This is a genomic window from Bacillus sp. RC242 (genome assembly GCF_044908245.1).
In the GTDB taxonomy this organism is placed as follows: domain Bacteria; phylum Bacillota; class Bacilli; order Bacillales; family Bacillaceae_G; genus Bacillus_A; species Bacillus_A mycoides.
This window is the reverse complement of sequence record NZ_JBIYCZ010000002.1, coordinates 210,823-237,161: the sequence shown is the minus strand read 5'-3', so window position 1 is coordinate 237,161 and position 26,339 is coordinate 210,823. Positions and strand designations below refer to the sequence as shown.

General features: G+C 35.0%; 22 protein-coding genes, 4 pseudogenes and 2 riboswitches. Of the genes and pseudogenes, 21 read left to right on the top strand and 5 right to left on the bottom strand.

Annotated elements, in window-relative coordinates; translation table 11 throughout:
- The first annotated feature begins 670 nt into the window (after positions 1-670).
- The 6 genes from ABH957_RS04935 to ABH957_RS04910 all read left to right on the top strand — a co-directional run bounded on the left by ABH957_RS04935 (position 671) and on the right by ABH957_RS04910 (position 7,068).
- Positions 671-853, top strand: coding sequence for a hypothetical protein (locus ABH957_RS04935; RefSeq protein ID WP_000875167.1), 183 nt, complete (start codon positions 671-673; stop codon positions 851-853).
- A gap of 178 nt (positions 854-1,031) precedes the next feature.
- A complete protein-coding gene (locus ABH957_RS04930; protein WP_404448557.1) occupies positions 1,032-1,907 on the top strand; it encodes a PhzF family phenazine biosynthesis protein in 876 nt (291 codons plus the stop codon).
- Positions 1,908-2,249: 342 nt separating this feature from the next.
- The gene (locus ABH957_RS04925) at positions 2,250-3,374 is read left to right on the top strand and encodes a helix-turn-helix domain-containing protein (RefSeq protein WP_404448559.1); all 1,125 of its coding nucleotides are present in this window, start codon (positions 2,250-2,252) and stop codon (positions 3,372-3,374) included.
- A 16-nt stretch (positions 3,375-3,390) separates the two neighbouring features.
- Entirely contained in the window at positions 3,391-4,416 is a 1,026-nt protein-coding gene (locus ABH957_RS04920; RefSeq protein ID WP_404448561.1) for an alpha/beta hydrolase family protein, read from the top strand.
- Between the two features lie 186 nt (positions 4,417-4,602).
- Positions 4,603-4,706, top strand: a riboswitch (purine riboswitch).
- A gap of 177 nt (positions 4,707-4,883) precedes the next feature.
- Entirely contained in the window at positions 4,884-5,765 is an 882-nt protein-coding gene (locus ABH957_RS04915) for a 5'-methylthioadenosine/S-adenosylhomocysteine nucleosidase (RefSeq protein WP_404458296.1), read from the top strand.
- A 475-nt stretch (positions 5,766-6,240) separates the two neighbouring features.
- Positions 6,241-7,068: an endonuclease I family protein gene (locus ABH957_RS04910; protein ID WP_016135002.1), complete on the top strand. Its 828-nt coding sequence runs from the start codon at positions 6,241-6,243 to the stop codon at positions 7,066-7,068.
- Between the two features lie 142 nt (positions 7,069-7,210).
- Here ABH957_RS04910 and ABH957_RS04905 read toward each other — a convergent pair whose 3' ends face one another.
- Positions 7,211-8,641 carry a YfcC family protein gene (locus ABH957_RS04905; RefSeq protein ID WP_404448563.1) on the bottom strand — a complete coding sequence of 477 codons (1,431 nt, stop codon included), beginning with the start codon at positions 8,639-8,641 and terminating at the stop codon, positions 7,211-7,213.
- A 198-nt stretch (positions 8,642-8,839) separates the two neighbouring features.
- On the opposite strand from ABH957_RS04905, the pseudogene rraA reads away from it, so the two are divergent.
- The 9 genes and pseudogenes from rraA (at position 8,840) to ABH957_RS04860 (ending at position 18,888) form a co-directional block, all read left to right on the top strand.
- Positions 8,840-9,325, top strand: a pseudogene (gene rraA, locus ABH957_RS04900) (ribonuclease E activity regulator RraA).
- Positions 9,326-9,720: 395 nt separating this feature from the next.
- On the top strand, positions 9,721-11,505 hold the full coding sequence (locus ABH957_RS04895; protein WP_404490820.1) for a DUF4430 domain-containing protein: 1,785 nt from the start codon (positions 9,721-9,723) through the stop codon (positions 11,503-11,505).
- Positions 11,506-11,561: 56 nt separating this feature from the next.
- Entirely contained in the window at positions 11,562-12,380 is an 819-nt protein-coding gene (locus ABH957_RS04890) for a DUF4430 domain-containing protein (RefSeq protein WP_404510694.1), read from the top strand.
- A 28-nt stretch (positions 12,381-12,408) separates the two neighbouring features.
- Positions 12,409-13,293 carry an energy-coupling factor transporter transmembrane component T gene (locus ABH957_RS04885; protein ID WP_404448570.1) on the top strand — a complete coding sequence of 295 codons (885 nt, stop codon included), beginning with the start codon at positions 12,409-12,411 and terminating at the stop codon, positions 13,291-13,293.
- 478 nt (positions 13,294-13,771) lie between these two features.
- Positions 13,772-14,411 (top strand): annotated as a pseudogene (locus ABH957_RS04880) (IS607 family transposase).
- Positions 14,371-15,501, top strand: a pseudogene (locus ABH957_RS04875) (RNA-guided endonuclease InsQ/TnpB family protein). The pseudogenes ABH957_RS04880 and ABH957_RS04875 overlap by 41 nt, the downstream one beginning before the upstream one ends.
- Before the next feature lie 144 nt (positions 15,502-15,645).
- On the top strand, positions 15,646-17,307 hold the full coding sequence (locus ABH957_RS04870) for an ABC transporter ATP-binding protein (protein WP_404453068.1): 1,662 nt from the start codon (positions 15,646-15,648) through the stop codon (positions 17,305-17,307).
- A complete protein-coding gene (locus tag ABH957_RS04865; RefSeq protein WP_002165382.1) occupies positions 17,280-17,981 on the top strand; it encodes an ECF transporter S component in 702 nt (233 codons plus the stop codon). Before ABH957_RS04870 ends, ABH957_RS04865 begins: the two co-directional genes overlap by 28 nt.
- Positions 17,982-18,165: 184 nt before the next feature.
- Positions 18,166-18,888, top strand: a complete 723-nt coding sequence (locus tag ABH957_RS04860; RefSeq protein ID WP_404453070.1) for a YwiC-like family protein — start codon at positions 18,166-18,168, stop codon at positions 18,886-18,888.
- 31 nt (positions 18,889-18,919) lie between these two features.
- Here ABH957_RS04860 and ABH957_RS04855 read toward each other — a convergent pair whose 3' ends face one another.
- Complete coding sequence (locus tag ABH957_RS04855; protein WP_002084448.1) at positions 18,920-19,111, bottom strand: hypothetical protein; 192 nt, start codon at positions 19,109-19,111, stop codon at positions 18,920-18,922.
- A 121-nt stretch (positions 19,112-19,232) separates the two neighbouring features.
- A riboswitch (SAM riboswitch) is annotated at positions 19,233-19,331 on the top strand.
- Positions 19,332-19,369: 38 nt separating this feature from the next.
- Here ABH957_RS04855 and ABH957_RS04850 point away from each other — a divergent pair.
- From ABH957_RS04850 to ABH957_RS04835, 4 genes are all read left to right on the top strand, one after another.
- Positions 19,370-19,690, top strand: a complete 321-nt coding sequence (locus ABH957_RS04850; protein WP_002084449.1) for a hypothetical protein — start codon at positions 19,370-19,372, stop codon at positions 19,688-19,690.
- Between the two features lie 253 nt (positions 19,691-19,943).
- Positions 19,944-20,333 (top strand): SWIM zinc finger family protein, encoded by a 390-nt coding sequence (locus ABH957_RS04845; RefSeq protein WP_002165383.1) that lies wholly within the window; start codon positions 19,944-19,946, stop codon positions 20,331-20,333.
- A 22-nt stretch (positions 20,334-20,355) separates the two neighbouring features.
- On the top strand, positions 20,356-20,931 hold the full coding sequence (locus ABH957_RS04840) for an NAD(P)H-dependent oxidoreductase (RefSeq protein WP_404448577.1): 576 nt from the start codon (positions 20,356-20,358) through the stop codon (positions 20,929-20,931).
- On the top strand, positions 20,928-21,281 hold the full coding sequence (locus ABH957_RS04835; RefSeq protein ID WP_404453072.1) for a group-specific protein: 354 nt from the start codon (positions 20,928-20,930) through the stop codon (positions 21,279-21,281). Before ABH957_RS04840 ends, ABH957_RS04835 begins: the two co-directional genes overlap by 4 nt.
- Positions 21,282-21,321: 40 nt before the next feature.
- On the opposite strand, the gene ABH957_RS04830 is transcribed toward ABH957_RS04835, so the two are convergent.
- Positions 21,322-22,668 (bottom strand): short-chain fatty acid transporter, encoded by a 1,347-nt coding sequence (locus tag ABH957_RS04830; RefSeq protein ID WP_404453074.1) that lies wholly within the window; start codon positions 22,666-22,668, stop codon positions 21,322-21,324.
- 514 nt (positions 22,669-23,182) lie between these two features.
- On the opposite strand from ABH957_RS04830, the gene ABH957_RS04825 reads away from it, so the two are divergent.
- Both ABH957_RS04825 and ABH957_RS04820 read left to right on the top strand, forming a co-directional pair.
- Entirely contained in the window at positions 23,183-23,953 is a 771-nt protein-coding gene (locus ABH957_RS04825) for a putative protein N(5)-glutamine methyltransferase (RefSeq protein WP_404453076.1), read from the top strand.
- A gap of 83 nt (positions 23,954-24,036) precedes the next feature.
- Positions 24,037-24,498 (top strand): annotated as a pseudogene (locus ABH957_RS04820) (hypothetical protein).
- 112 nt (positions 24,499-24,610) lie between these two features.
- On the opposite strand, the gene ABH957_RS04815 reads toward ABH957_RS04820, so the two are convergent.
- Both ABH957_RS04815 and ABH957_RS04810 read right to left on the bottom strand, forming a co-directional pair.
- Positions 24,611-24,958, bottom strand: a complete 348-nt coding sequence (locus ABH957_RS04815; protein ID WP_404448583.1) for a VOC family protein — start codon at positions 24,956-24,958, stop codon at positions 24,611-24,613.
- A gap of 44 nt (positions 24,959-25,002) precedes the next feature.
- The gene (locus ABH957_RS04810) at positions 25,003-25,932 is read right to left on the bottom strand and encodes a phosphotransferase (RefSeq protein WP_404510822.1); all 930 of its coding nucleotides are present in this window, start codon (positions 25,930-25,932) and stop codon (positions 25,003-25,005) included.
- Positions 25,933-26,339: the final 407 nt, after the last annotated feature.

Sequence of the window (26,339 nt, the reverse complement as noted above, 5' to 3'; positions counted from 1 at the left end):
TTTATTAAATTCAGATAATAATTTATAGGATAGTTAGTCCATTATGAGGGCGGATTATCCTTTTTTATTTACATAATGAATGAAATGAAAAGAGATTGAATTTTTAGTTTAATCAGTATAATATGGATGTGTAATTTTAATCATTTGTTTGGCTCTAGGAGGAGTACAATGCCTCGTTGCAAGGACTTTAAATAAACAAGCAGAGTTACTTTTAAAGATAGACAAAGGACGGGAGAGTGTTTTAATGAGGGTTCAAGAAATACCCATAAGAAAGCACATATTGGGGGATGCCAGTATTTTGGAAAAACCCTACGCTAACTAAAATCATGCAAGATTTTATACAGTTTTTTGGCTAATCCAGTAACAAACAAGAGCCCTAAAACCGTGCCAGGATAGGAATGTATAAAAAAATGTATAGATTCATAGAACTAAAAAAGAAGGTTCCCTTGTGAGTGCAGGGTTCTCCTTTTTCCTTGCTACCGATAATGAGACGTTACGTTAACTGATCATGTATACAATATGCAACTAAAATCAAACAACATATCATCTCTCTTAAATGGTAAAATAAGGGAAGTGTATTCTAAATAATACCTTTAGAAACCACTATTTATCACATAGAGGTTACCGAAAAAAAGAGATGAAAAAGAAAAAAAGTAAAGGAGGGGCATAAGTGAAATATATTAATGGATTGTACATATCACTTATATTGATGATGTTCATTAATTTACTTAATATTACAATGTTTGATAATAAATACTCAGGGATAACAATGTATATCTCTTCCGTTATATTCACAATTGGAAGCGCATTTTTCATAAATGCAAAACGGCTTAAAATTAGTGAGAAAAAATAAAACCTCTTGCAACTCAAAATCACTTAAGTCCTCCAGTTAAACAATCTGAAGGACTTTTAATAATTTTCTAAATACATTGAGTCCCGATAATAGGACGTTATGTTAATTAGGGATGTATGGAATGTACATGTCACTTTTTATATCTACAACATGATATACTGGGAAAAAAGGGAAAGAAGTGATTGGATTGAAGATTAAAACATATATGTTAAACGCCTTCACTAAAAATACAAAAGGTGGGAATCCAGCTGGGGTTGTTTTAGACACAAAGGATCTTACAACAAAAGATATGCAAGCTATTGCAAACAAACTAAATTTCTCCGAAACTGCCTTTGTACTTCCTTCTGTAAATTCAGATTACGAAATTAAATATTTTACACCAAATGAAGAAGTTGCCATATGTGGACATGCTACAATTGCCACTTTTTCCTTATTAGCCCAAATGAAAGAAATAAATTCAAAAGTGTATACAATAAAGACTAAAGCGGGGATGCTTAACGTAAAAATTGACGAAAATAAAATGATATCTTTACAACAAAATCTCCCTGATTTTCTTACAACACTTCCTTGTAAAGAAATTATTGAATCTTTAAATCTAGATGAAGAACAACTAATACCTGATATGCCTATTCAAATCGTATCTACAGGTTTACACGATATTATTATACCTGTCAGAAAACTTTCAGACTTGTTAAAGATTATTCCTGATATGAAGAGGATTGCTGAAATAAGTAAGAAATATAATGTAATTGGTTATCATGTATTTACACTGGAAACACTATATAATTCTACAGCTCATTGCAGAAACTTTGCACCTTTGTTTAATGTTCCAGAAGAAAGTGCCACTGGTACATCAAATGCAGCACTAGCATGTTATTTAATAAAACAAAATAAAAATTTTAAAAAACATAATACCTTCACTTTTGAGCAAGGATATGTAATGGATCAGCCTTCAGAGATTATTGTAAATGTATCAACTGATTTTAATAATATTACAGATGTTCACGTAGGAGGCTTTACTTCTAATTTTCAAGAAAAACATATTATTATTTAAGAAAAATAACTTCCACTTTCGAAAATTATGTAAATAAGCTGTTCACTGGATTCTCATAGAAAACTGTGGTGAGATGAAATTTTTGATTTTGAAGCACTTCAAAATCTTAGCTAGATGGCTATGTGTCGGTACCTCACAAATCAAAGGCAGGAACATATCAAATATGTTCCTGCCTTTGATTTTATTAAGTTTAACATCTATGACCTAAATATAATAAAATTTGGAGCTTCTTTTTATGTTAGAGAGATGTTTCCTAACAGTTGATTTTGTTAACGAAAGTCGACTCTAAATCCATATTTTATGTGGAATAAAGAACATATAATAAAAGTATGAGGTGATACAGTGAGAGAGATTCATATTCATAAAATCATTGCGGATAAGAGAAAAGAAAAGGGAATTACACAGGAAGAGTTAGCGACGTATATCGGTATTACGAAGGCATCTGTCTCCAAATGGGAGACGGGGCAGAGTTATCCGGATATTACATTTTTACCACTGTTAGCATCGTACTTTAACATAAGTATAGATGAATTAATCTGTTATACACCACAAATGGAACAGGAAGATATTAAAAATTTATATCATAGACTAGCGGAAGCTTTTAGTGAAGAACCGTTTGATGAAGTAATGATGGAGTGCAGAGAAATGATTAAAAAATATTATTCTTGTTTTCCATTATTACTTCAAATGGGGCTACTTTTTATTAACCACCATATGTTAACAGAGGATACGGATAAAAGAACTGAAATTTTAGAAGAGGCAATGTATCTCTTTAGCCGAGTGCAGGAAGAAAGTGAAGATGTTTCTCTTGTGAAAGAGGCGGTATCGTTTCAAGCAACTTGCTATCTTATACTCAATAGACCAAATGAGGTGCTTCAATTACTTGGCGAAACGATACGTCCTAACTTTCCAGAGGAAGATCTAATCGCGAAGGCGTATCAAATGCTTGGAAATACTGAGAAGGCGAATGAAATGATGCAAATTAGTATGTATCAACATTTAATACAACTCGTTGCGACAATACCGAATTATGTAGTAGTAAATGCCTCAAACGCTGAAAAGGTAGAGGTAATTTTAAATAGAGCTTTCATGTTAATAGACATGTATGAAATAGAAAAACTACATCCTAATATGACTTTAAAAGTATACTATGCTGCTGCACAAGTATATTGCATGCAAGAAAATTTTGAAGGTTCATTAGAAATGCTACGGAAGTATGCAGCAGTTTGTGCGGATAGCTTTACAGTAAATAGCCTGCATTTACACGGCGATTCATATTTTGATGCGATTGATGGATGGTTTGCAGAATTTCCGCTTGGCGCTAAAACGGTTAGAAATGAGGATATTATAAAGCGAAGCATGCTACAAGGTATTGCAGAGAACCCGATTTTCGCATCGATGAAAGATGTAAGAGAGTACAAAAATATAATAGCGAGTTTGAAGTTTAAATTGGATATAAAAGAATAGAGGGAGGATAAATATAATGACTTTTGATGAATATGAAGTAGCGATAAATAGTGAATTTACTTTGCGCGGTACGATTACTAAACCGAAAGCTGACGGGAAGTATGCTGCTGTTGTCATTATCGCTGGATCTGGAGAAGTTGATCGTGATGGAACGATAGTGCCACTGAATATGAAAGGGAATATGTATAAAGACTTGGCACATCTAATTACAAACCTCGGAGTAGTTACATTACGTTTTGATAAACGTGGTGTTGGAGCAAGTAGGGGTGAATTTATGAAAGCTGGGATGTGGGATTTAGTATCCGATATAGAAGCTGTTATTGCGTATTTGAAAGAGCAACCATTTGTTGATCCGGAAAATATCATTTTAGCTGGTCATAGTGAAGGGTGTATGTTAGCGACTGTAGTAAACGCAAGAACACCAGTTAATGGACTCATACTTCTTACAGGAGCTGCGGAATCGTTAGAAGAAGCTACTAAAAGACAAAGAGAGATTATTTATAAAGAGTTAAAAGAGCAAAAAGGAATAAAAGGAAAGTTAATGCGTCTTCTCAATATTGAGAAACGGGGAGAAAAGCAGGCGCAAAAAGCAACAGAGAAAATGATAAACTCCAAAAAAGATATTGTTAAAATTGGTTTTAAGCCAATGAATGCAAAATGGCTTAGAGAGCATTTTCAGCATGACATTTATAAAGATTTAATGAAAGTAAAATGTCCAGTACTAGCAATTGCTGGTGATAAAGACTTTCAGACAGATCCTGAAAAAGCGAAGCGAATTGGTGATTATGTTAAAGGTGATTCCGAAGTACATGTAATAAAAAATATGGATCATACCTTAAAATATTTTGAAGGTGATTTTAAAGCGTTAGAATTTAAAAAGATTTATGCGGAAAGTGCAGATAAGCTGCTTCATCCAGAGTTGGAAGAAATAATTGTGAATTGGATAGATGCGCGTTTTATCTCGCAATATGCGGGCAGTAAGACTCTCAGCTCAATATTAGGCGAAGGTGAGGAAGTTGGAAGGGAGAGTAATTGTCTGTAAAAGATCGGTTGTTGTAGGTTAATCTAGTTTAGTATATGGGTTATGAGTTTTTTAGCGTCGTTATCCATTTAGGGATGATAAATCCTAACTATCTAAGTTGTAAAAGCGAACATTCTTATTATTTTTATTAAAAATGTTAACTTTCAGATTGCGTATACACTAATAGTTTGTTATATTACCAATATAATAATTTTAAATAACATCACTCGTATATACTCGGTAATATGGTCCGAGCGTTTCTACCTAGTTCCCAATGAAAGAACTGGACTACGGGTTAAAGTATTCGGTCGTTCGGTGTATTGAGACGCTACCGATCTATAATTTAGCAATGGCCTCATCTTTTGCTTAATTAACTTTGACTACCGTAGTTCTAGAAAGTAGAGATTCTTCTACAATTTCTAGAGCTTTTTTCTTTGGACCAAAACCTCGAGTATAGAAAACAACAAGAGAAAGAGGAGAGATTATTTATGAAGAAAAATCTGTTAAAAAAATATGGTGCCCTAGCAACTACTATCGCATTGTCATTCGCAATACTTGCAGGATGTAATGCTAGTCCAAAACAAGTAGCTGAGGCAAAAAGTAATCAAAACCCTATTTTAATTCAAGGCCCAATGCCAATAGAAGCTGAAAAATTTGCAAAAAGGTTAAAAAATGTGAAAGAAGAAAAATCTGGGAGTTTCGTATTTTATAAAGGAACTGTAGACAATTATCCTGTAATCGTTGCGAAAACAGGTAAAGGAATGGAAAATACAGCAGCCGCTACAGCAGTGGCTATTGAAAAATATAAGCCTATAGCGATTATTAACCAAGGAACATCAGGTGGACATGATCCTAATTTAAACGTATTTGATATTGTTTTAGGAAAACAAGTCGCGAATATAGGGTCATTAAAAACAACAAATATGGATGAGAACCAAGGGATTGAACCGGCAAAATGGATATCTATGGACTTAATGGCTTCTGAAGGAAGTGCAGGAGAAGATCCAAATGCTGAGAAAATCCGATACTATGAGGGAGATAAGGATTTACTTGCAGCAGCTAATGCAGTGAAAGATAAATATACAAAAGGTAAAGTGGTGGAAGGTACTATAGGTTCAGCAGACGTTTGGAATAATGAAGTTGATAGAATTAAGTGGTTCCATACAAAATACGGTACATCTGTAGAAGAAATGGAAGGTGCTGCAGCGGCGCAAATTGCAAAATCTTATGACGTACCATTTTTAGGGATTCGCGTATTATCTAACAATAAAACAAACGGCGGAAAATACAATCCAAATACAGCGGCGGCAAATCAAGAATATGTATATGAAGTAGTTAAAAAGTATATAGATTCGATACCAAATAAATAGTAGTAGTTCTGTCTCAATATAAAAATGTTATCATTACTGCACAATGTGTTGTGAACTCAGAATTACCAAAATTTCTTTAATTAAAATAGATTGGTTCCTTACATGGTATCCAATCTATTTTTGTACTTATTTTTCAGAGGAAGAAGGGTTTTACACCAAAAAATAAAGACAGTTATAGAAAAAAGAAAAGTCGAACGATTTATCAAATATGCATAATTGCATAAAAAAATTGAAATTTATAAGTTAACATTAAACTACTTTTTAATTGTAAAGAATATTTTAATAATCTTTACTAGAGAAGGATATTCCTTGTGAAAAGTAGATAAACAAAAAGTGTGGAAATAATACAGAATCAATAGAGTTTTGTATTAAATAAAAAGAAAAGGATGGGTATGGCTTTCTAAAAGTTTTTGGGGGTTAGAAAGCATTTTTTAGTTAATAGCTTCAAATTATATTTTAAAGGGGAAATGGGTATATGAAGTTTCGAAATACAAAGCTTGCTATGGTTACACTATCTTCATTTTTTATTTTAGGTACTGCATCTCTATCATTCACAGATATCATACACGGTGAAGTAGCTTCTGCATCACCACAAGAGATTACTGTAAAAAGCTATGATGATACATATTATAATAACGCAATAGGAAAAACGGGTTTAGAATTAAAGAAGGAACTTCATAATATTATTGATGATCATACAAAGTTATCATACAGTGCGGTTTGGGAAGCACTAAGAGATACTGATGAAGATCCAAATAATAAAAACAATGTGATACTCTTATATACTGGGCGTTCGCAAGGGAAACTTACGAATGGTTCAGGAGTTGATAATTGGAACCGAGAGCATGTTTGGGCAAAATCTCACGGTGATTTTGGAACGACTGCAGGAGCTGGAACAGATTTGCATCATTTAAGAGCGACGGATGTATCTGTAAATAGCTCACGTGGAAATCTGGATTTTGATAATGGTGGTGTGAATCATTCAGAAGCGACAGAATGTAAGTACGATAGTGATTCTTGGGAACCTCGTGATAGTGTAAAAGGAGATATCGCTAGAATGCTATTTTACATGGCTGTTCGTTATGAAGGAGACAACGGCGAAATAGACTTAGAATTAAATGAAAAGGTGAATAACAATAAAGATCCGTACATGGGTAAACTATCCGTTTTACTAAAATGGAATGAACAAGACCCGGTAGATGATTTAGAGCGAAAGCGTAATGAAGTGATTTTTACGAAATATCAACATAATCGTAATCCTTTTATTGATCATCCAGAATGGGTAAATAAAATTTGGAATTAAAATATTTAAAGGTATTTTACTTTGAGAGAAGGGATTGATCACTATGATCAATCCCTGTTTATATCTATACTAGAATAAGTGATTTTTATAGGATTGGAGAATAGAATAGATATTTTATTAAGTTAAGTATAATATGAGTCTTTTAATACGGTCCCCACTCAATATTCACGCCAACAATAAGAAAAATAAGTCCAATGATAAACCAAATGAATGCAAGTGGAGCCATGAAGCGAATCCATTTTCCATAAGAAATGCCGCTCGCTGCGAGAACGCCCATTAAAACACCGGAAGTTGGATTGAGGCAGTTCACTACACCTTCTCCAAGCATAACAGCCTGTACTGTAACTTGGCGTGTAATATGCATGAAATCGGCTAATGGAGCTAATATCGGAATGAAAATAACAGATTCTCCTGTCCCGGATGAAATGAGGAAATGTAATGCGGCACTACTTACATACATGCCGAGAACGCCAAATACAGGGCTATGTCCTTCGAGAGACTGTGCTAGCTGATTAACAATTGTATCAAGTAATTTGCCTTGTTCTAAAATGACTGAAATACAACGAGCCATTCCGACGATCAAAGCACCGTATATGAGATTTTGGCAGCCCGCTAGAAAAGTAGAAGCGATATCGTTTGCTTTCATGCCACCTATGATTCCTGCTGCAATTGCTATGAAAATAAAAGTAGCGGTCATTTCTGCGTCCGTCCAATGTAGACGAAAAGCGCCTATTAAAAATGCAATTAATGATAAAGCTGAAACGAGTAAAATTAATTTATGACGTATTGTCCAAGGAACTTCTGTTTTCTCTGTTTCTTTCTCACTTGAAAGAGCATTACTTGGAAACCAGTTATCTCCGAGTATGCTTCCTTTATTCAATTTTTTTAAGCGTTTTACATACCAATTAATATACAAAACGGTAGCAATTAAAAAAGAGATATAAATTGCCGTACGTAAACCAATTCCTGAAAACATCGGGAGTTCTGCGATTTTTTGTGAAATGCCTAAAGGTGAGGGAGATAAAATAGTAGCATTAAAACCAGCATAAGTGCCTAAATAAATAATTGCTACGCCGACGATAGCGTCCCATTTTAATGTGCGTGCAACGATGATGCCGATGGGGATAAAGCCGATAACTGAGTTCACGATAATACCAGTCGTTCCGAGAATAGAAAAGAGTGCGGCGACAATACAAATGAAAAGTAATTGCTGATTCCGAAATTTGTTAATTACATGATAGATTAAACCGTCAAGAGCACCTGTTTTTTCAAGAATCGCAATAGCTCCACCTGTAAATAAAATTAAAAAGATGATCGGAGCAGCAAGTGTCATCCCTTTTTCAATAGCGGTAAAAAAAGAAACAAACCCTACCGGCGATTGTGGAACAGAATGATAACTTCCTGGTATTGTCGTTGTAACAGTACCGTTTGTAACTCTTTTAAATTCTCCAGCAGGAACGAAATATGTAGCAATGGCGCAAAGTAAGGCGATAAAAAATAGTAGTACGTACGCGTCAGGCATTTTAAACTTTCGTTTACTCGGCTGTTTTTTTACCTCGGTCTGTAATTGCATAAAACCCCTCCTTTTTCACCTGGTTAATTTTTAATATTCTGAAATTTATCTGTGAAATAGATTATAATAAAGGTGGCTTCTTAAGGCAATAGTTTTTCTATCCTTTTTCTGCACATACAAATTGTTGCAGCATTAGACAGGGAAACGAAAAAAATCCAAGAATATGTAATATAAAAGGAAAAGAAAGGAGGGAAAGAGATGTGGAAAACTACGGATCTATGTGATGAATTTGAAAAGGAATTACAAATATGTCGCCAGTCTTTTCGGTCTTTCGGGAAGAAAAAATAATTCTATGGGAAAATCGCAACGGTAAAAGTGAAGGATGATAATGTACTAGTAAAAGAGGGGTTACAAACACTGCCGGAAGGTACAGTATTAGTTGTTGATGGCGGAGCTTCTAAAAATTGTGCGTTACTCGGTGATAATTTGGCAGCTATTGCGGAAGAAAGAAACTTAGCAGGAATTATTGTAAATGGGTATGTTCGTGATTCTAGTGAATTAAAAAATATTAATATTGGTATTGTAGCGTTAGGGACAATGCCAAATAGAAGTGTAAAAGAAGGAAAAGGAGAAAGAAATATTCCGGTGCAATTTGGTGAAGTTGAATGGAAACCGAATGAATATGTTTATGTAGATGAAGATGGAATTATTGTTAGTGATAAAAGCTTACATAGTGAGGGATGACTTCTAATAATGGAAGGCTATTAAGCTATTATTCTTAGAAAATAAATCCGATAAATCATGGACAAAATTCTTTGTCAATAGTAAAATAATACAGAAAATCAAAATTTGTAGAATGTATAGGTTTATCGTATTTACGATAAAGTGAAATTTTAATCAGTGGGGATTTTGTTCATCCCACTGATTATTAGCCTTCACCAATCGGGCATTTACGGGCAGTTGATCCCTACCTAACTTCTTTGCTTTCGTTGAATTTGAGGTGGGGGTCTTACTGCTCGTTAATGCGGGTAGGAGGTGTTGTACATTTTTGTTCGACACTTACAAAAAGAGAGTGTCAACCGCATACCCTTAAAGGGTCTTTTTTTGTGTGAATGTTAGTAAAGGGAGGGAATTTTGGGATGGCAATGTTAAAGAAATGGCTGCTTACATCATTAATGGCAGTTGCACTTGTATTTGTTTCTTTTGCGAATACAGTACATATTACGTTTGCTGAAGGAAAGACAGCGAAACTTGCAATTATTGGTGAATCACAAAAAGGAATTATGTTATGTCCGAAAGAAGTTTCCATTGAAGATGGAGAAACAGCTTTTAGTTTGCTACAAAAAGTTATGGGTGACAAAGTAACATCTGAAAGTATGTCATTTGGAACGTATATAAAGGGCATCGATGGATTAATGGCCGGAGCAACGAGCGGTTGGTTGTATGATGTAAATGATAAATCTGCAGAAGTTGGTGCGGATAGTTATAAATTAGAGTCTGGGGATGTTGTTGCATTTCGTTACGTTGCAGACTGGAGCAATATGAGTCAACAAACGTTGCAACAAACGTTAGATAAATTTGGCACTTGTAAAACTGTAGAAGAGCCAAAACCAGAAGAACCGAAAACAGAAAAACCAGATGGTAAACCAGAGGAACCGAAAACAGAAAAGCCAGATGGTAAGCCAGAAGAACCGAAAACAGAAAAGCCAGATGGTAAGCCAGAAGAACCGAAAACAGAAAAACCAGATGGTAAACCAGAAGATAAAGTAACAGAACAACCAAAGCAAGAGAAAGTCGAAATTCCAGCAGCACAATTAAACGAAGCGATTTCTAAAACATCAGAAAAGATGTTACAAGATGGAATTGGTAGTGATTGGGTTGCGATTGGACTTGCTCGTTCAGGTGTAAATGTTCCGCTTGAAACGAAAATAAACTATGTTAAGCCAGTAGCTGAAAAGGTTAAGAAGCGTTTAAATCGTTTTTCAGCAACAGATTTAGCTAGAACGATTATTATGATGAATGCAATGAATGTAGATCCTACAAAGGTAGAGGGACAAAATTTAGTACAAAATTTATTTGAATCAGATAAAGTGAATTCCGTTACAGGATACGCATTTACATTACTTGCATTAGATACAAAGAAATATGAGATTCCGGCCGAAGCAAAATGGAATCGAGCTGCTTTAGTACAAGCACTTTTACAAGCCCAGCATACAGACGGTGGCTGGACATATGATAGTTCAAGTAGTAAAGAAAGTGCTAGTAACGTTGATGTAACAAGTATGGTATTAGCAGCATTAGCTCCTTATCAAGATCAAGCAGATGTAAAGCCAGCTATTCAAAAAGCTGTTGATTATTTATACAAGCAGCAGCTAGGTAATGGTGGTTTTGCCGCTGATGGACAAGAGAATTCTAATAGTACTGCACAAGCAATTATTGGACTATCGCTAGTTAAAGATGTAGATCAAGATCGTCTTAATAAAGCAGTACAAAATTTAATGTCATACCAGCTTCCAAATGGTGAGTTCAAATGGTTACCGAGTGATCAAAAAGGTAGCGGAATGGCTACAGAGCAAGCATTTTTAGCGTTACTTCAGTTTGAAGATCTTGGAAAATCGATTTATGATTGGTCAAATGTAGTAGAGAATGAAATCGATACGAAACCAATTGTAGAGCCAGAGACAACTGTAGAAGAAAAAGAAGTTGTAGAACAGCCGAAACAACAAGAAGAGTTACAAAAACAACCAAAAGATGAAAATCTAAAAGTTGTTGTAGATAACGAACGAGTTAATAAAGAAACAAACAAGAATAAGAATCAATTACCACAAACAGGAGCATCTTCTCATAGTGCAGCAACACAAGTAGGTATGGGTGTATTATGTATCGCTTCTGCATATGTATTATGGAGACGTAAAGCAGCTTAACAAAAATTAGGAGCAATCATTTGCTCCTAATTTTATTATGAAAGGTGAGGGGCAGCATGAGTAAGATGAAATGGTTCATTTCTTTAATTCTTTCATTGGGATTATTAGCCGGATGTGAAGAAACGGCTGTAAAACCTGAGAAGAAGGTAGAACCGAAGCTAGAAGAGCAAAAAGAAGTAGCGAAGCAGGAAGAACAAAAAGATGTACCGAAACCGGAAGAGAAGCAAGCTGAACCGGAACAAAAACCACAAGAAGAGCAGAAAGATAAACAAGAACAAAAAGTAGAAGAGAAACCGAAAGAAGAAAAAGCGCAGGAACAGCCTGAAGTAAAGAAAGAAGAGAAACCAAGGGAACAGCCTGCTGCAAATAAACAACCAGAGCAACAAAAAGTACAAGAAGAGAAACCCCAGCAGCCGAAAGCGCCAGAAGTAAAAGAAGAAGCAAAGGTTGTTAATCAGCCAAAAGAAACACCAAAGCAGGAACAAAAGAAAAATCCAGAAGAGAACAATAATGTACCAGCTCCGCCAACACCGGTACCACCACCAGATCCAGATCCAGATCCAGTACCAGTACCTAAAGCGAAACAAGTCACTATCTCGGTAAAAGGAAATGAAGGGTACTTATTAGGTGCGAAAAAGGTAGATGTACAGGAAGGTGCTACTGTATATAGTGTGCTAAAGAGTACAGGATTAGATGTTGATGCGAGTGGATCTAAAGGTGATGTTTACGTAAAAGGGATTAATGATTTATACGAAAAAGATATAAGTGATACAAGTGGTTGGAAATACCGTGTGAACGGTGCATTTCCGAACCGTAGTGCTGGTGTAGTTACAGTTAAACCAGGAGATACAGTTGAATGGGTGTATGTATACTAAATTAAGAAAGGATCTTCGGTAAAGGACTATGAAAATAAATTTTTCTTCTTTACATCCTTTTGTGAATTTTTTCTATTATATTGGGGTGATGATACTATGTATGATGTGTCTTCATCCTCTTTTTTTAATTGGAGCGATTATACTAATAGTAATCTTAAATATAGTACAGGGAAATGGTGAGAAAATCAGAAAGATGCTACCTAGTACTATCGTATTCTTTCTGATGGTTATTTTATTTAACTCTTTATTAACACATAGAGGAGCGACTACGTTATTTTATTTAGGAGATAGCCGGATTAAGCTTGAGGCTTGTATGTATGGACTTGTTATGGGATTATTATTAGTTGCAATTATGTTTACATTTGCTTCTTATAACGATATTATTTCGAGTCATAAATTTTTATATTTGTTTTCAAGAATTTCACCGAAAGTTGCATTGTTAACGATGATTACAGTGCGATTTGTTCCTTTGTTTATTAGGCGGTTAAAGAAAATTACACTTGTCCAAAAAACGAAAGGTGTACAATTAGATTCAGGTTCACTCATTGAGCGTATAAAAAATGGAATGAAATTACTGCAAGTGTTATTAGTTTGTTCGTTAGAAGATGCACTACAAACAGCAGATTCTATGCAAGCTCGTGGATTTGGTGTAACGAAACGTACGACTTATATTAGGTATAGAATGGAAAGACGCGATTGGTACACGCTAAGTTATTTAAGTATTCTATTTATATCCTCATTCATATTTAGTTATTATGGCGGAGGGAAATTGATCATCTATCCGAAAGTGGAATCAATACTGTTCCAGCAATACGATGGAATTATGTTTTTCCTATTTATGATGTTTATTAGTTTACCGATTGTAATGGAAGGAAGGGTAACTAACTGTTACGATTTATTTAATCAATTATAACTAAAGTTAATTAAATATAGCAGTAAGCCCTGCTAGTCAAGTGATTGGCTAGTAGTGAGGGTTAACTGCGGGCAATCCCTAAAGCTGATTGAACTACAACGTGGCTAGAAATGGTGAGCGTGAATGTTGCGAAAGCAGAAAAAATCAATCAGATGGTGCAAGGTTAAATCCTAAACACTAGAACAATGGGTCTTCCGCATCGAATCATCTAAGTTAAAATTGATAAGATGAACGTTCAACGACTATCTCGTATAACTGACGAGAGTACATCACAAGCCTATGGTGATGGAAAAATCCTCTATCTCTAAAGAGATAAACATATAGTCTGCGCTCATGTGAAAACATGAGAAGTTCATAAGAGAACTGGCTAAGGACTTGCGCCCTTAGTTGAACAAGATAAATTTAATTAAATCTATCAAATCTCGTTGAATCTACTGAACGTATGTTCTATGGTGAATCCAATGAGGTGAGAATAATAATGAAATTTTTACGAGTTAGTCAAGTATCGGAATTAACAGGTTTGCATCCTAGTAGTCTTAGGAGAATGCACAAAAGCGGTGAATTAGTACCTGAAAAGGTGACTGCTGGTGGAACACGCTACTATTCAGAAGAACAAATCTTTCATTATCTAAAAGGGGAGCGCCCAAATAATCGCACAGTAATTGGCTATTGTAGAGTCAGTTCTTCGAGTCAAAAAAACGACCTAGAAAGACAAGTCGATAGAATGAAGCAATTATCTTATCGCGCGAGGTTATCAATTTGAAATTATCGAAGATATTGGTTCTGGAATCAACTATAAGAAAAAAGGCTTTAACAAGTTAATTGAACGCATTGAGAACAATGAGGTTGAAAAAATTGTTGTCATGCACAAAGATAGACTTGTGAGGTTCGGTTATGAGTTGGTTGAAAAGATCTGTCAACTACATGGAACAGCGATTGAAGTAATTGACAATACTGCTAAAACAGAAGAACAGGAGGTCGTAGAAGACCTTGTTCAAATCATTACAGTATTTAGTTGTAAACTTCAAGGCAAGCGCTCTAAAAAGACCAAACAGATAATCAAGGAGTTGACTTCTGATGATATTGGCGAAGAAAGTCAGACTGATTCCAACGCCTGAACAAGAAAAAGTGCTTCGAAATCATGCTGGAGCTTCAAGGTTTGCTTATAACTATTGTAAAAGAATGAGTGATAGATATTATAAGCTATTTGGAAAATCTGTTTCACAGTTAGATTTACAGAAATGATTTACAAAGATCAAGAAGCGAAAGCGATATGAGTGGTTAAATGACATCAACGCACAAGTTCCCAAACAGGCTTCAAAAGATTTTGACAAGGCGCGAAAAAATTCGTTCAAAAAGTACAAAAATGGCTATCACACTTCTTATAAAACCAAAAAAGATTTAATCCAAGGATTTTATGCCAGTTATGAAAGACTGATTATAGGAAAGAAAGTAGTTGATATTCAGTCTATTGGAGAAGTGAAAACAAGCCAACAACTACCAAGAAACAAAAAACCATCAAATCCAAGAGTTACATTTGATGGTCGTCACTGGTGGATTAGTGTAGGGTTCAAAGAAGAATTCGAACCACAAGAACTAACCAATGAGTCGATTGGTGTGGACGTTGGTTTAAAAGAGTTGTTTGTAGCTTCTAATGGTACGAAAGAACGAAATATAAACAAAGATGCTAAGGTTAAAAAACTTTTGAAAAGGAAAAAGTCAGCGCAAAGAGATATGTCTAGGAGATCTAAAAAAGGTGTGAAATTTCAATATGCCGGATATGAAAAAGCTAAAACTGAGCACCTTCGGTTATCTAGGAAAATTACGAATATCCGAAATAACCATATCCATCAAGCAACAGCTAAATTGGTGAAAACCAAACCAATGAGGATTGTTGTGGAAGACTTATATATCTCAAACCTGTTAAAAAACAAAAAACTATCGAAAGCATTTTCATTTCAAAAATTAAACTTCTTCTTTCAATGTTTATCATACAAGTGTGAGAAGTATGGCATTGAGTATGTAAAAGCTGATAAATGGTTCGCCTCAAGCAAGATTTGCTCAAGTTGTGGAGTAAAATACGACCATTCAGTTCAACCAGAAGGACAGTGGAGTTTAAAAATACGTGAGTGGTGTTGTGTTGGGTGCAATAGCCATCACGATAGGGATGTAAATGCTTCGATAAATTTATCAAGATGGGTAAAATAAATGCTTGATAATAGGAGGTAACGATACTGCCTCGTGTGGAGTGTTATACCCCTCGTCCCTTCGGGGTTGCGAGAACACGATGAAGCACTAACTTGTGTAAATTTGATTAAATTGTATAGATTTAGTTAAGTTTATCGTATCGGAATGGATATGGTGGCGCATGCAGAAATAAAAAAATTATCATTTATATATACTGATGAAAATGAAGAAGCGTTACAGCATATTTCTCTTTCTATTCAAAAAGGAGAATTTATAGTACTTGCTGGCGGTTCCGGCTCTGGGAAGACAACTTTATTGAAACATTTTAAAAAGGAGTTACTTCCAATTGGCACGCGTTCTGGGCATACATATTACGATGGTGCTTTATTAGAAGATGTACCAGATTTATTATCTGCACAAGAAATTGGTATGGTATTTCAAAATCCAGAAAATCAGCTCGTAATGGATACAGTTATTCAAGAACTAGCATTCTCTTTAGAAAATATTGGGTTACCATCACATATTATTCAAAAAAGAATAGCGGAACTCCTTAGCTTTTTAGGATTTCAAGATTTATTGCACCAATCTGTTCATACGTTATCTGGTGGTCAAAAACAACTAGTAAATTTAGCAGCAGTATTAGTTATGCAGCCGAAGCTACTATTACTGGATGAACCGACAGCGCAGCTAGATCCGATTGCTGCGAAAGAGTTTTTAGGATTGTTAAAGCGTATTAATGAAGAACTTGGAATTACGATTATTTTAAGTGAACATCGTTTAGATGAAGTTATACCGCTCGCAACACGCGTTGTTTGTATGGATAATGGCAGAATCATTTATGATGGTACTTCTAAAAGTGTGATAGCGAACATGTGGGAAGTAGAAAAGTTTCGTCCATTCATTCCGCAAATTCCAAGATTGTTTTTAGAGTGGAATGTGAAAGAGATTCCATTTACAGTGCGAGAAGCACAAATGAAAATGAATGATTTTTCAGCGATATCATATAGGAATGGGCAAGTAGAACAATGTGAAAAGCAAGAAGTAATTTTAAGTGCAGAACATATATCTTTTCAATATGAAAAAAGTAGTCCACTTATTTTACGCGATTTAACAGTGAACATCGAAAAGGGAAAATGGACAGCTCTAGTTGGGAAAAACGGAACCGGGAAGTCTACGCTGTTAACGATTTTAGTAGGATTGCAAAAAGCTAGAAGAGGTAAGGTAAAGTGGAATGGAAAAATGATACATAAAATTGATTCGAAAGAACGATTTAAAAGTATAGGGTACGTATCACAACACCCGTATTATCATTTTACATTTGATACAGTGTGGGAAGAGGTTTATGAGCGCGCGCGTGAATTATATGGAGAAGAGGGAAAAGTAATAGCAGAAGAAATGTTGAAAAAGTTCTGGTTAGATTCACTTAAAGAGCGCCATCCACATGATTGTAGCGGGGGAGAGCAACAACTACTCGCATTATGTACAACTTTATTGTCAAAGCCAACTTTATTATTACTGGATGAGCCGACAAAGGGACTAGATCCATGGAAAAAGGAAAGAGTTGGAGAGCTATTTAAACAGTTGCAAAAAGAAGGTACAACTATTGTAATGGCAACGCACGATATTGAGTTTGCAGCGAAATACGTTGATCAATGTATGATGTTATTTGACGGGAAAGTCATTATGAATGATGCACCGAAAGAGTTCTTTAGTGGTAACTTCTTTTATACAACATCTATTAATCGATTCATCCGTAGAGAGTTGCCGTTTGCATTAACGTGGGAGGATGTGTACGAAGCGTGTCCAAACGATATGTTGCATTTATAATATTTATTTTTGCCGTTGTAATATGTACACTACTCTTTACGACTTTTATTATGGACGGGTATTACATGGTAAGTAGTTTGTTTTTATTAGCTGTCATTATGTTACCTTTCTATATTCGTTTTGAAAGGAAGGCGTTTGTTTCACGTGAAATTGTTATCGTTGCTGTGTTAGCGGCGATTGCAGCGGTTAGCCGGGTACCATTTTCTATTTTACCAAGTGTACAACCGACTTCTTTTGTCATTATCGTTTCTGCAATTGTTTTTGGAAGTGAAACTGGCTTTATGATTGGGGCAACGGCTGCCATTGTATCTAATATTTTTTTAGGACAAGGTCCGTGGACTCCGTGGCAAATGTTCTCTTGGGGCATGATCGGGTTTATAGCTGGACTATTACGTAATACATTTTTAATGAAAAAACTGTGGGGAAGACTGTTGTACGGATTTGCCGTTGGATTTCTATTTGGCTGGATTATGAATTTTTGGGGTCTTCTTGGTTTTATACAGGAAGCAACGTGGGAAACAGTTATTGCTTACTATGTCGCAAGTTTTTCTTTCGATCTTAGTCATGCGATATCGAATGTTATTTTCCTTCTGTTATTTAGTACGTCATGGATTACGATCCTCACAAGATTTAAAAAGAAATACGGTATATTAGATGAGCATAACGTGACATAGAAAAGCATACTCATATAAGGTAGGGTCGCGACTTACATATTCGTTTGCCTCTTTCATGCTTCTTACATATTGTAAGAAGCATTTTTTATTGTCAAAAAATAGATTCAATATATATCCGTTATTATATGAAATTATTTGTATAATAGTAGGTGAGAATTATTTTCAAGAGGGAGGTGTATAGTTAATGAAGTTAGTTATTCCGAAGCAACATGGAGCATGGGCGATGCTTGTCATACCATTTCTATTAAGTGTATTACTTGGTAAACCTACTTTTTATCATATCCCACTGTTTTTAGCCTGGTTCTTTATCTATCTAGCCACTTATCCATTTCTCATGTACATAAGGCAAAGACGAAAAAAAGAATTTCTACACGCTGCAATTGTTTATTTTATCATTGCATTTATATTTGGGATGATTTCTTTATTATATGAATGGCGAATTCTTTTATTCGCAGTATTAATGATTCCATTGTTTATTGTAAATATGTATTACGCTCGTCAAAAAAATGAACGAGCATTACTAAATGATATTTGTGCGATTATAGTGTTTTGTATAGGCGGCTTAATCAGTTATTATTTCTCCGTGAAATTCATAGATAAAACAGCATTATTCATTGCGCTTATTTCATTTCTATATTTTTTAGGAAGTACGTTTTATGTGAAAACGATGATTCGTGAAAAAAACAATCCGAAGTATCGTTTTATATCTTGGGGATACCATATTGTATTAACGGTAATTGTATTTGCTATAAATCCATGGTGTTCACTCATATTTGTACCAAGTGTAATTCGGGCCATTATGTTGTATGGCAAAAAGATTTCTATATTAAAAGTAGGGATTTTAGAAATTGTTAATTCTGTATATTTTTTAATAATAACGGTAATAATGATGAAGTATGCCATTTGAAAAAAACTTCCCATCTTTTGATGGGAAGTTTTCATTCTTGTTCTAAAATGTGAACGGTGTAATCGCAACGTTGAAGAGCTTGCTCTACAGCGTAAAGGGATTGTTCAATACGTGCGCGATTAAAATCTTCTTCAACAGTCTGTAATGCATCTTCTAAACAATGTTTCGCTTCTTGTAAGGAATGAAAAGAATCTTGTACGTATCCACGAGCATTCTTTTTCAAAGTAGTAGCCTCCTTTTGTACATCTTTTTGTAGTATGAACAATAAATAAGAAAATATAATTTTTTATATTTATTTGACAATTATAATAAAATTACGTATAGTTAAATTTAAAGTGAATATTTTCTTATCCAGAGAGGTGGAGGGACTGGCCCGATGAAACCCAGCAACCGCGATGCAGGTGCTAATTCCAGCAGAACATATTTGTTCTGGGAGATAAGACGAAGATATACGTAACTTCTTCTTATCGGAGAGGTTTTTTTGTTGCAAAAAAACCGATTACGAAAATTTATATTAAGAAGAAAGGGGTTGCGAAGTACTGTGACACTCGAAAAATACGTAAAACTGCGTAGTACAGTTTATGAATATATGATAGAGCAAGATAAGCCAATATCATTGTTAGATATTCAAGAACATATCGTTTCGCATCATGAAGGAAAATTCACTAAAAAAATGTTACATCAATTTTATTTATCAAGACTATTAGATGAACTCAAACTGGATGGGAAAATTACTTTAGCTGATGATGAATATCGCTATGCTGAAAAAGGGGTATTTTATAAGGCGGGAAAAGGGAGCTGAGCTCTCTTTTTTTTGAAGTATGTAGCGTAAAAGACTGCTAAAGCAGCCTGATACAAGGGAATGGTGTTGAGTGTGTAGTGTCAAAGATTGAATGTGCCTGAAAGAGGCACTTCATATCGGCTGCAAATGAAAAGAGACACCTCCGCCGAATAGGTGTCAGTCGTTTTGTCACGTAGACTCGCTACTTGACAGTTATTAGAATAACATGCAGGATTTTGGAAGTCAAAAGGGAATTAAAGGAAGAGGTGTTGTTATGTACGCATATTTATTAAAAGAACTACATAGGTATATTCCGAAATATATTGTTGATAGAGGTTATGAATATTATGAAGAGGGACATGTAGAAGATGTTGAAGTACATGATAATAAAGTATTTGCTTTTGTGACTGGTAATGCAGGAAATTATGAAGTGGTTATTGATCTTGAAGATTTTGCAGAAAGTAGTTGCGAGTGTCCGTACGAAAATTATTGTAAACATATGGCGGCAGTTGTGTATGAAATTCAAGGTGCTGGTGAGAGTACGGTTAAAGAGAAACTGAACGGTTTAGAAAAAGAAGAGTTACTAACAGTATTAAATCGTTTGTTACAAAGTTCGAAAAATGTGCAAATCGTAGAGAAGATGTTAAAGAAGGGGAAACTTTAACTAAAGAGGGAGTTGTTTTGTAGTGAACGTACTAATTATATACGCTCATCCTAATCCTTCAAGCTTTAATGGGGTAATTTTAGAGCATGTGCAAAAAGGACTTGAGGAAACAAATCATTCTGTTACGCTACTTGATTTATATAAAGAACAATTTGATCCAGTGCTTGTATTTAATGAAGAGAAGAAAAGACGTGATTTACTAAATGAAGAAGAGACGAAGCGATATAGAGAATTAGTGCAGAAGGCGGATATTCTTCTTTTCATATATCCGATATGGTGGTGGGGCATGCCTGCTATTTTAAAAGGATTTATCGATCGTATTTTTGTAGCTGGATTTGCTTATAAATATGAGGGGGCATTACCGAAAGGCTTATTTAAAGGTAAGAAGGCGTGGGTTATTAATACGTTAGACTCACCGTTATGGTACGTAGCACTATTATATCGATCAGCGGATTGGATTATGATGAAAAGAGGGGTTTTGCGTTTTTGTGGTATTCGCAATATAAAACGTTCTGCTTTTCAATCTGTGAAAACGAGTAAAGTAACGAAGCGTGAAAAATGGCTGTTACAAATAGAAGAAGCGGCTCGTACATTATGAATGAAATCGATCGTATTATAAAGTGCTGTAAGTATGATGACGAACTTTTTCGTACGTATATTAAGTGTTTAGTCCAATTGAAGAAGTGTAGTGAAACGTTAAAACAAATTCAGATACAATTAAGAAATGATTATTTAATAAGAGGGATTTGTGAAAGAGAAGTTGATGAGGTAATAAAGGGAAGTAAAGAATATGGAACATATTTTCTTCCTAAAGTATTGCAGTGGAATTTCCTTAAGAACAATCCTCATATGATTGAAAAAGTATGTGAAGATTTGTTTACATATGAAGCATTAAATCATGCAGAGGTAGAGTGGAGGAAGGTAATAAGCTGTATAGATAACGAATGATTTATTATATAAAAAAGCTAGTATAAAACTAGCTTTTCGTTTAAATAAATAAGAAACATAGACTAATGATAAATCCTGCATATAGTAAGTTAACAACACAAAATCCCATAATATCACGCGCGCCTAAACCAGCTATCGCTAATGCCGGTAATGCCCAGAAAGGTTGAATTAAATTTGTCCAAGCATCGCCCCATGCAATTGCCATCGCTGTTTTCGCGGCAGGTACACCAAGTTCAGCGCCAGCTGGAATCATAATTGGTGCTTGCACTGCCCATTGACCGCCTCCAGATGGAACGAAAATATTTACAATGCCAGCACTTAAAAATGTAAAGAGCGGGAATGTGGTTTCATTTGAAATGCTAATAAAGAAAGTAGAAATAGCTCCTCCAAGCGAAAGCCCTTCACTATTTACTCCAATCATCATCCCCATAATTCCAGCATAGAACGGAAACTGAAGTAAAATGCCTGAAGCACTCTTAGTTGAGTCAGAGAAAGCGCGAATATATTGAATCGGAGTACGGTGGAAAATAAGACCCGCAATCAATAACATGAAAATAACGATATCAAGTGTAAGGTTAAAGCCTTTCGTATAAAAGTAGTTGAAAATATAAATAAGACCTAATAATCCAATACAAAGTGTAATAATTATGCTATTTTCCATTTTTTCAGCGAACGTATTTTGCTCCACTTCTTGAGCGGCAGCCTCTTCATGGAACACGATAGGGTCTACAGTAATTGTATGCTTTTCATCTGGATGCATTGCTCGGTTAATAAGAGGCATCGTAACGAGAAAGATAATAACCGGAACGAGAGCGTATGGCGAGAATAACGTTTCTGTTATTGGAATCGCTTCTTTAATACTCCCAGCGGTCGTTTTGATTAACGTTTCGCCTCCTGTTGCTAACGTAAGAGGGATAGAAGCAGAAAGGCCTGCATGCCAAATGAGAAATCCAGAGTAGGAAGAAGCAATTGCTAACCTATAATCTAATCCTTCTAACTGTCTGGCCACTTCTTTTGCATATAAAACCGATACAACAATACCAAATCCCCAGTTTATGTATGCTCCTAGTAAACTTACGATTGAAATAGCAATAATACCTTGTCCATTTGTTTTCGGTAATTTCGCTGCTCTCGTTAATCCTTTTTTAATAAGAGGAGCGTTTGCTAATGCAGATCCTGTCACGAGTACAAGAGCCATTTGCATAGAAAAGGCGAGAAGTCCCCAAATTCCATTGCCCCAATGTGTAATCATTTCGACCGGTGTTTGGTGCGTTGCAAACATGCCGAAGAAGATAACGAAAACAGTTAATAAACATGATAAAATAAACGGTTCTGGTAAGAAACGCTGCACAAGAGCAACACATCCATTTGTAAATGAACGAAACAAAATAGATCAACCTCCTTATGTTATGTATGTTTATTACAATATTCGAGGTTGTTTAGGTGATAACCTTTAATGTATAGAAAATTCAGATATCTAAGGTAGTTGTCATAATGTCTAGGTAGATTAATAGTCTATGTTGAAATGTTATTTCATTTTGAACTGAAATATTTCAAAGAGGGGTAGTATCTATGCAAATCAACTTAAGCAAAGCAAATAGCCCAAAACGTTAAAAATATAGTTTGTATATATAAATCGAAATAGTGTAAAAATATGTGTTTTCGTTTATATCTCTGTTAATTAGATATAAACGAAAACAGAAATTGAAAAGAATGCTCTATATACAAGGGAAAGAGATGGTCATAGAACGAATATGCCCATCAAATGACAGTTTATGTAAGAATCAGATTATTGAAAAAGGATATTAGCTATTTTTAACGAACTCTGAATTACAAACAAACTTTATCAAAAGTGGTGAGATAATATAGAGAATAAAACAAATTTATTTTTGGATATGAAAATGGAAAAATATATAGTTAGCAAGCTTCGAAGTGCCGGTTGTGTTTTTGCAGAAGATGAGACCCGGTTACTTATGTCAGAGGCACTAACTCCAGAGGACCTTATGAAAATGGTAGAAATGCGAGTCAACGGTTTACCTCTGGAATACGTTGTTGGATACACGGAGTTTTGTGGTCTACGAATAGAAGTGGATCGAGGCGTTTTTGTACCGCGTAAACGTACCGAGTTCCTTGTTCATCAAACAGAGGTCCTGTCGCGTTCTAGCGATATCATTGTTGATCTATGTTGTGAATCAGGTGCGGTGGGTGCCGCACTGGCAGCAGCTTTGGGACGAGTTGAATTGTATTCTGTTGACATTGACCCTATCGCAGTACAATGCGCTAGCCGCAATGTAACGAATTTTGGCGGTCGTGCTTTTGAAGGTGACTTGTATAAAGCTCTACCAGACTCACTTAAGGGCCATGTAAATATCCTAGTTGCGAACGTACCTTACGTTCCTACTGAAATAATAAAGTTTCTCCCCCGGAAGGCACGCCTATATGAACCAAATGTAACGCTTGACGGAGGAGAAGATGGTCTTAACATTCTGCGAAGAGTAGCAGAAGATGCTTTACTCTGGTTAGCTTTGGATGGACATCTTTTGATAGAGACGAGCGAAGTTCAGGCACCCCGGGCCTTTGAAATCTTTGCTGGTGCTGGGCTTAGCACAAAAGTCGCTAGAAACAAGGAACTGGACGCTACTGTCATTATCGGTTCTAATTCTAGCTTTTAGAGTATTACTAGTGTTACGTACGTTTCAAATGTTATGACAATCCAAAGAGGATATAGTGTTTACTGATAGGTGGTAATAGATCAATGAAAAAAGAATATGGAATAATCATATTGGTTTTGTTTTTTATTTTGAGTGCTTGTTCTAGTAAAAATAATATTACTTTTAAACAAGCAGATGTTGAAAATGGAATAGTGTATGAATTAATTTCTAAAAATCTTAATATGAACACTGAAATATCTTATAAAATAAAAATGACTAATAATACCGATTATATTATTGTATAAAATAATGTTATGTTTTCATTTCCTAAATCACCTACTGTTTCTGGCCAAACAACAAATCCATTTAGAGTGTTAGCTAAAGGTAATAAGTTAAATATTAAACCTGGGGATAGTATTGTTTTAGAAGTATCATTTTCTCCTGATTTTTATTCTGAGTTTAAGAATACAGAAGTATCTAAAGCAAATCTGTATATAACAGGTTATATCGATAAATTAGCTGATGAAAATCATTTTGATTTTATTAAAAGTATTAATTTAGATTAAAAAAGTGCACCTCCGATTGTTAGACTGTGTCTAATAAACGGAGATGCACTTTTTTTATTTACCTTATTGAACTAAAGCATCTGTTAGCTTAATAGCAAATGATTACAACCGGCTATTTCTCCCAAAGTTCGATCAATCGCCCTTCAGGATCTTTAATCCAAATAAACTTTCCAAATTCATTAATCTCTTCTTTCTTTTCAAGAGGTACACCAATATGTTCAAGATGCTGAATAGTCTCGTTTAGATTATGTACTTGGAAATTCAACATCACTTGTTGTTCTGTTGGGAAATAATTGTCATTTTCAGTGAAGAAAGAAAAGATAGTCTCAGTTCCTAATTCGGGTTTAATCACAGTCCCGTTCCAATTTTCTATTTCAATTTTCAACACTTCACTGTACCATTTTTTTATAACATCAAGATTTTTAGTTCTCCAAAATATTCCTCCGAAACCTTTTATCATTGTATTTAACTCCTGTCTATCTTTAAATTTTTAATGACATAAGTTCAACCTTCAATAAAACGCAGTGCACAACGGGAATGGTAATCGGTTAGATCTTTTGCAAATTGTTGATTCGGAAATCCTCTGTGAAGCAATCTCAACCCGCCTGAAGTTAAGGATATATGATGATGGAATCGATAGAATAACATCCTGTTGGGGTCGAGAGTATCATTCTTTAAATATCGATAATAATCCCCATATCGAAACTGCAAAAAACTGTGCTCATACTCAATATCAAAGAACTCGGCTCCTTCGATATCAATCAAATAAGGTTCTAGTTTGTTATTAATTAATACATGATCGGGGCCGAGTTCCCCATGTATAAATCCATAACGACTTCTTGTTTCAATTTTTGATTCAAGCTCGTACAATGTATCGAGTAGATTGCTATGACTAGCCCTGATGCTGTCAATATGTTGGCATGCGTAATCTAAATCTCTTTTTGCATTCTTCATTTGCAAGTGATGACATTTTTCCGTGTTGATCCCACTTTGATTCACTTTCCCATGAGTAAGTCTCTCGTTGGCATGCATGTCTGCCAGCATATCTCCTATCCGCTGAAACACTTTATCTTTAACATATGAATCGGAATGTTGAAAATAAACTTCTGCCTTTTGTCCATTTACATATTCAACGAGAGCATAATCATAAGGATGACGGTTTCTTTCCTTATTCAGATCATATAGAAGGGGAGTTTGAATTCCTTGTTGAATTAAATACTTGTTATTTAATTCAAATAAATCACTACTATAGGAGTGCTCATGTATATCTCGGTTTGCTATTTCTTCTTGAAAATAATTCATGGTAAGATCCCAAACATACAGAACGCAGGAAAATCCATTGCTGCAATCAATCTTATAGACTACCTTTTGTGCACCGCCATGCATTTTCGTTACACTAGAAACCAAATAACTGGTATCAAAGACTTTTTGCATATACTCCTGTAAATCAGATTGATCAAGGTGACAAGTGATTCTCAATGAATAACACCCCTTTTCTTAGGTTTTGCTGTCAATCAAACTATATAAAAAATCTAACCAAAAGTATAGAATGTTTATTTGTAATTTGTGATGTTAAATTGGGTCTGGAAAAATAGTCATATAAAAACCCGTTGGAGCTTCAATGTTTTTTTGATGAAATCATTCTTACTTCTCAAATACCTCGCCACACAAAAACTTAAAATGTATTACAATGAATGAATCTATACAATTTTCAATCCTTCTTCTTTTCGCTAACTTTACCATTATTTTTAATTGAGTATTACTGCCCCGTCAGTTTAAGTAAAAAACCTTCATAATCTCAATGATATATTCAAACTCGAATAATCTAATTTCCTGAAAAC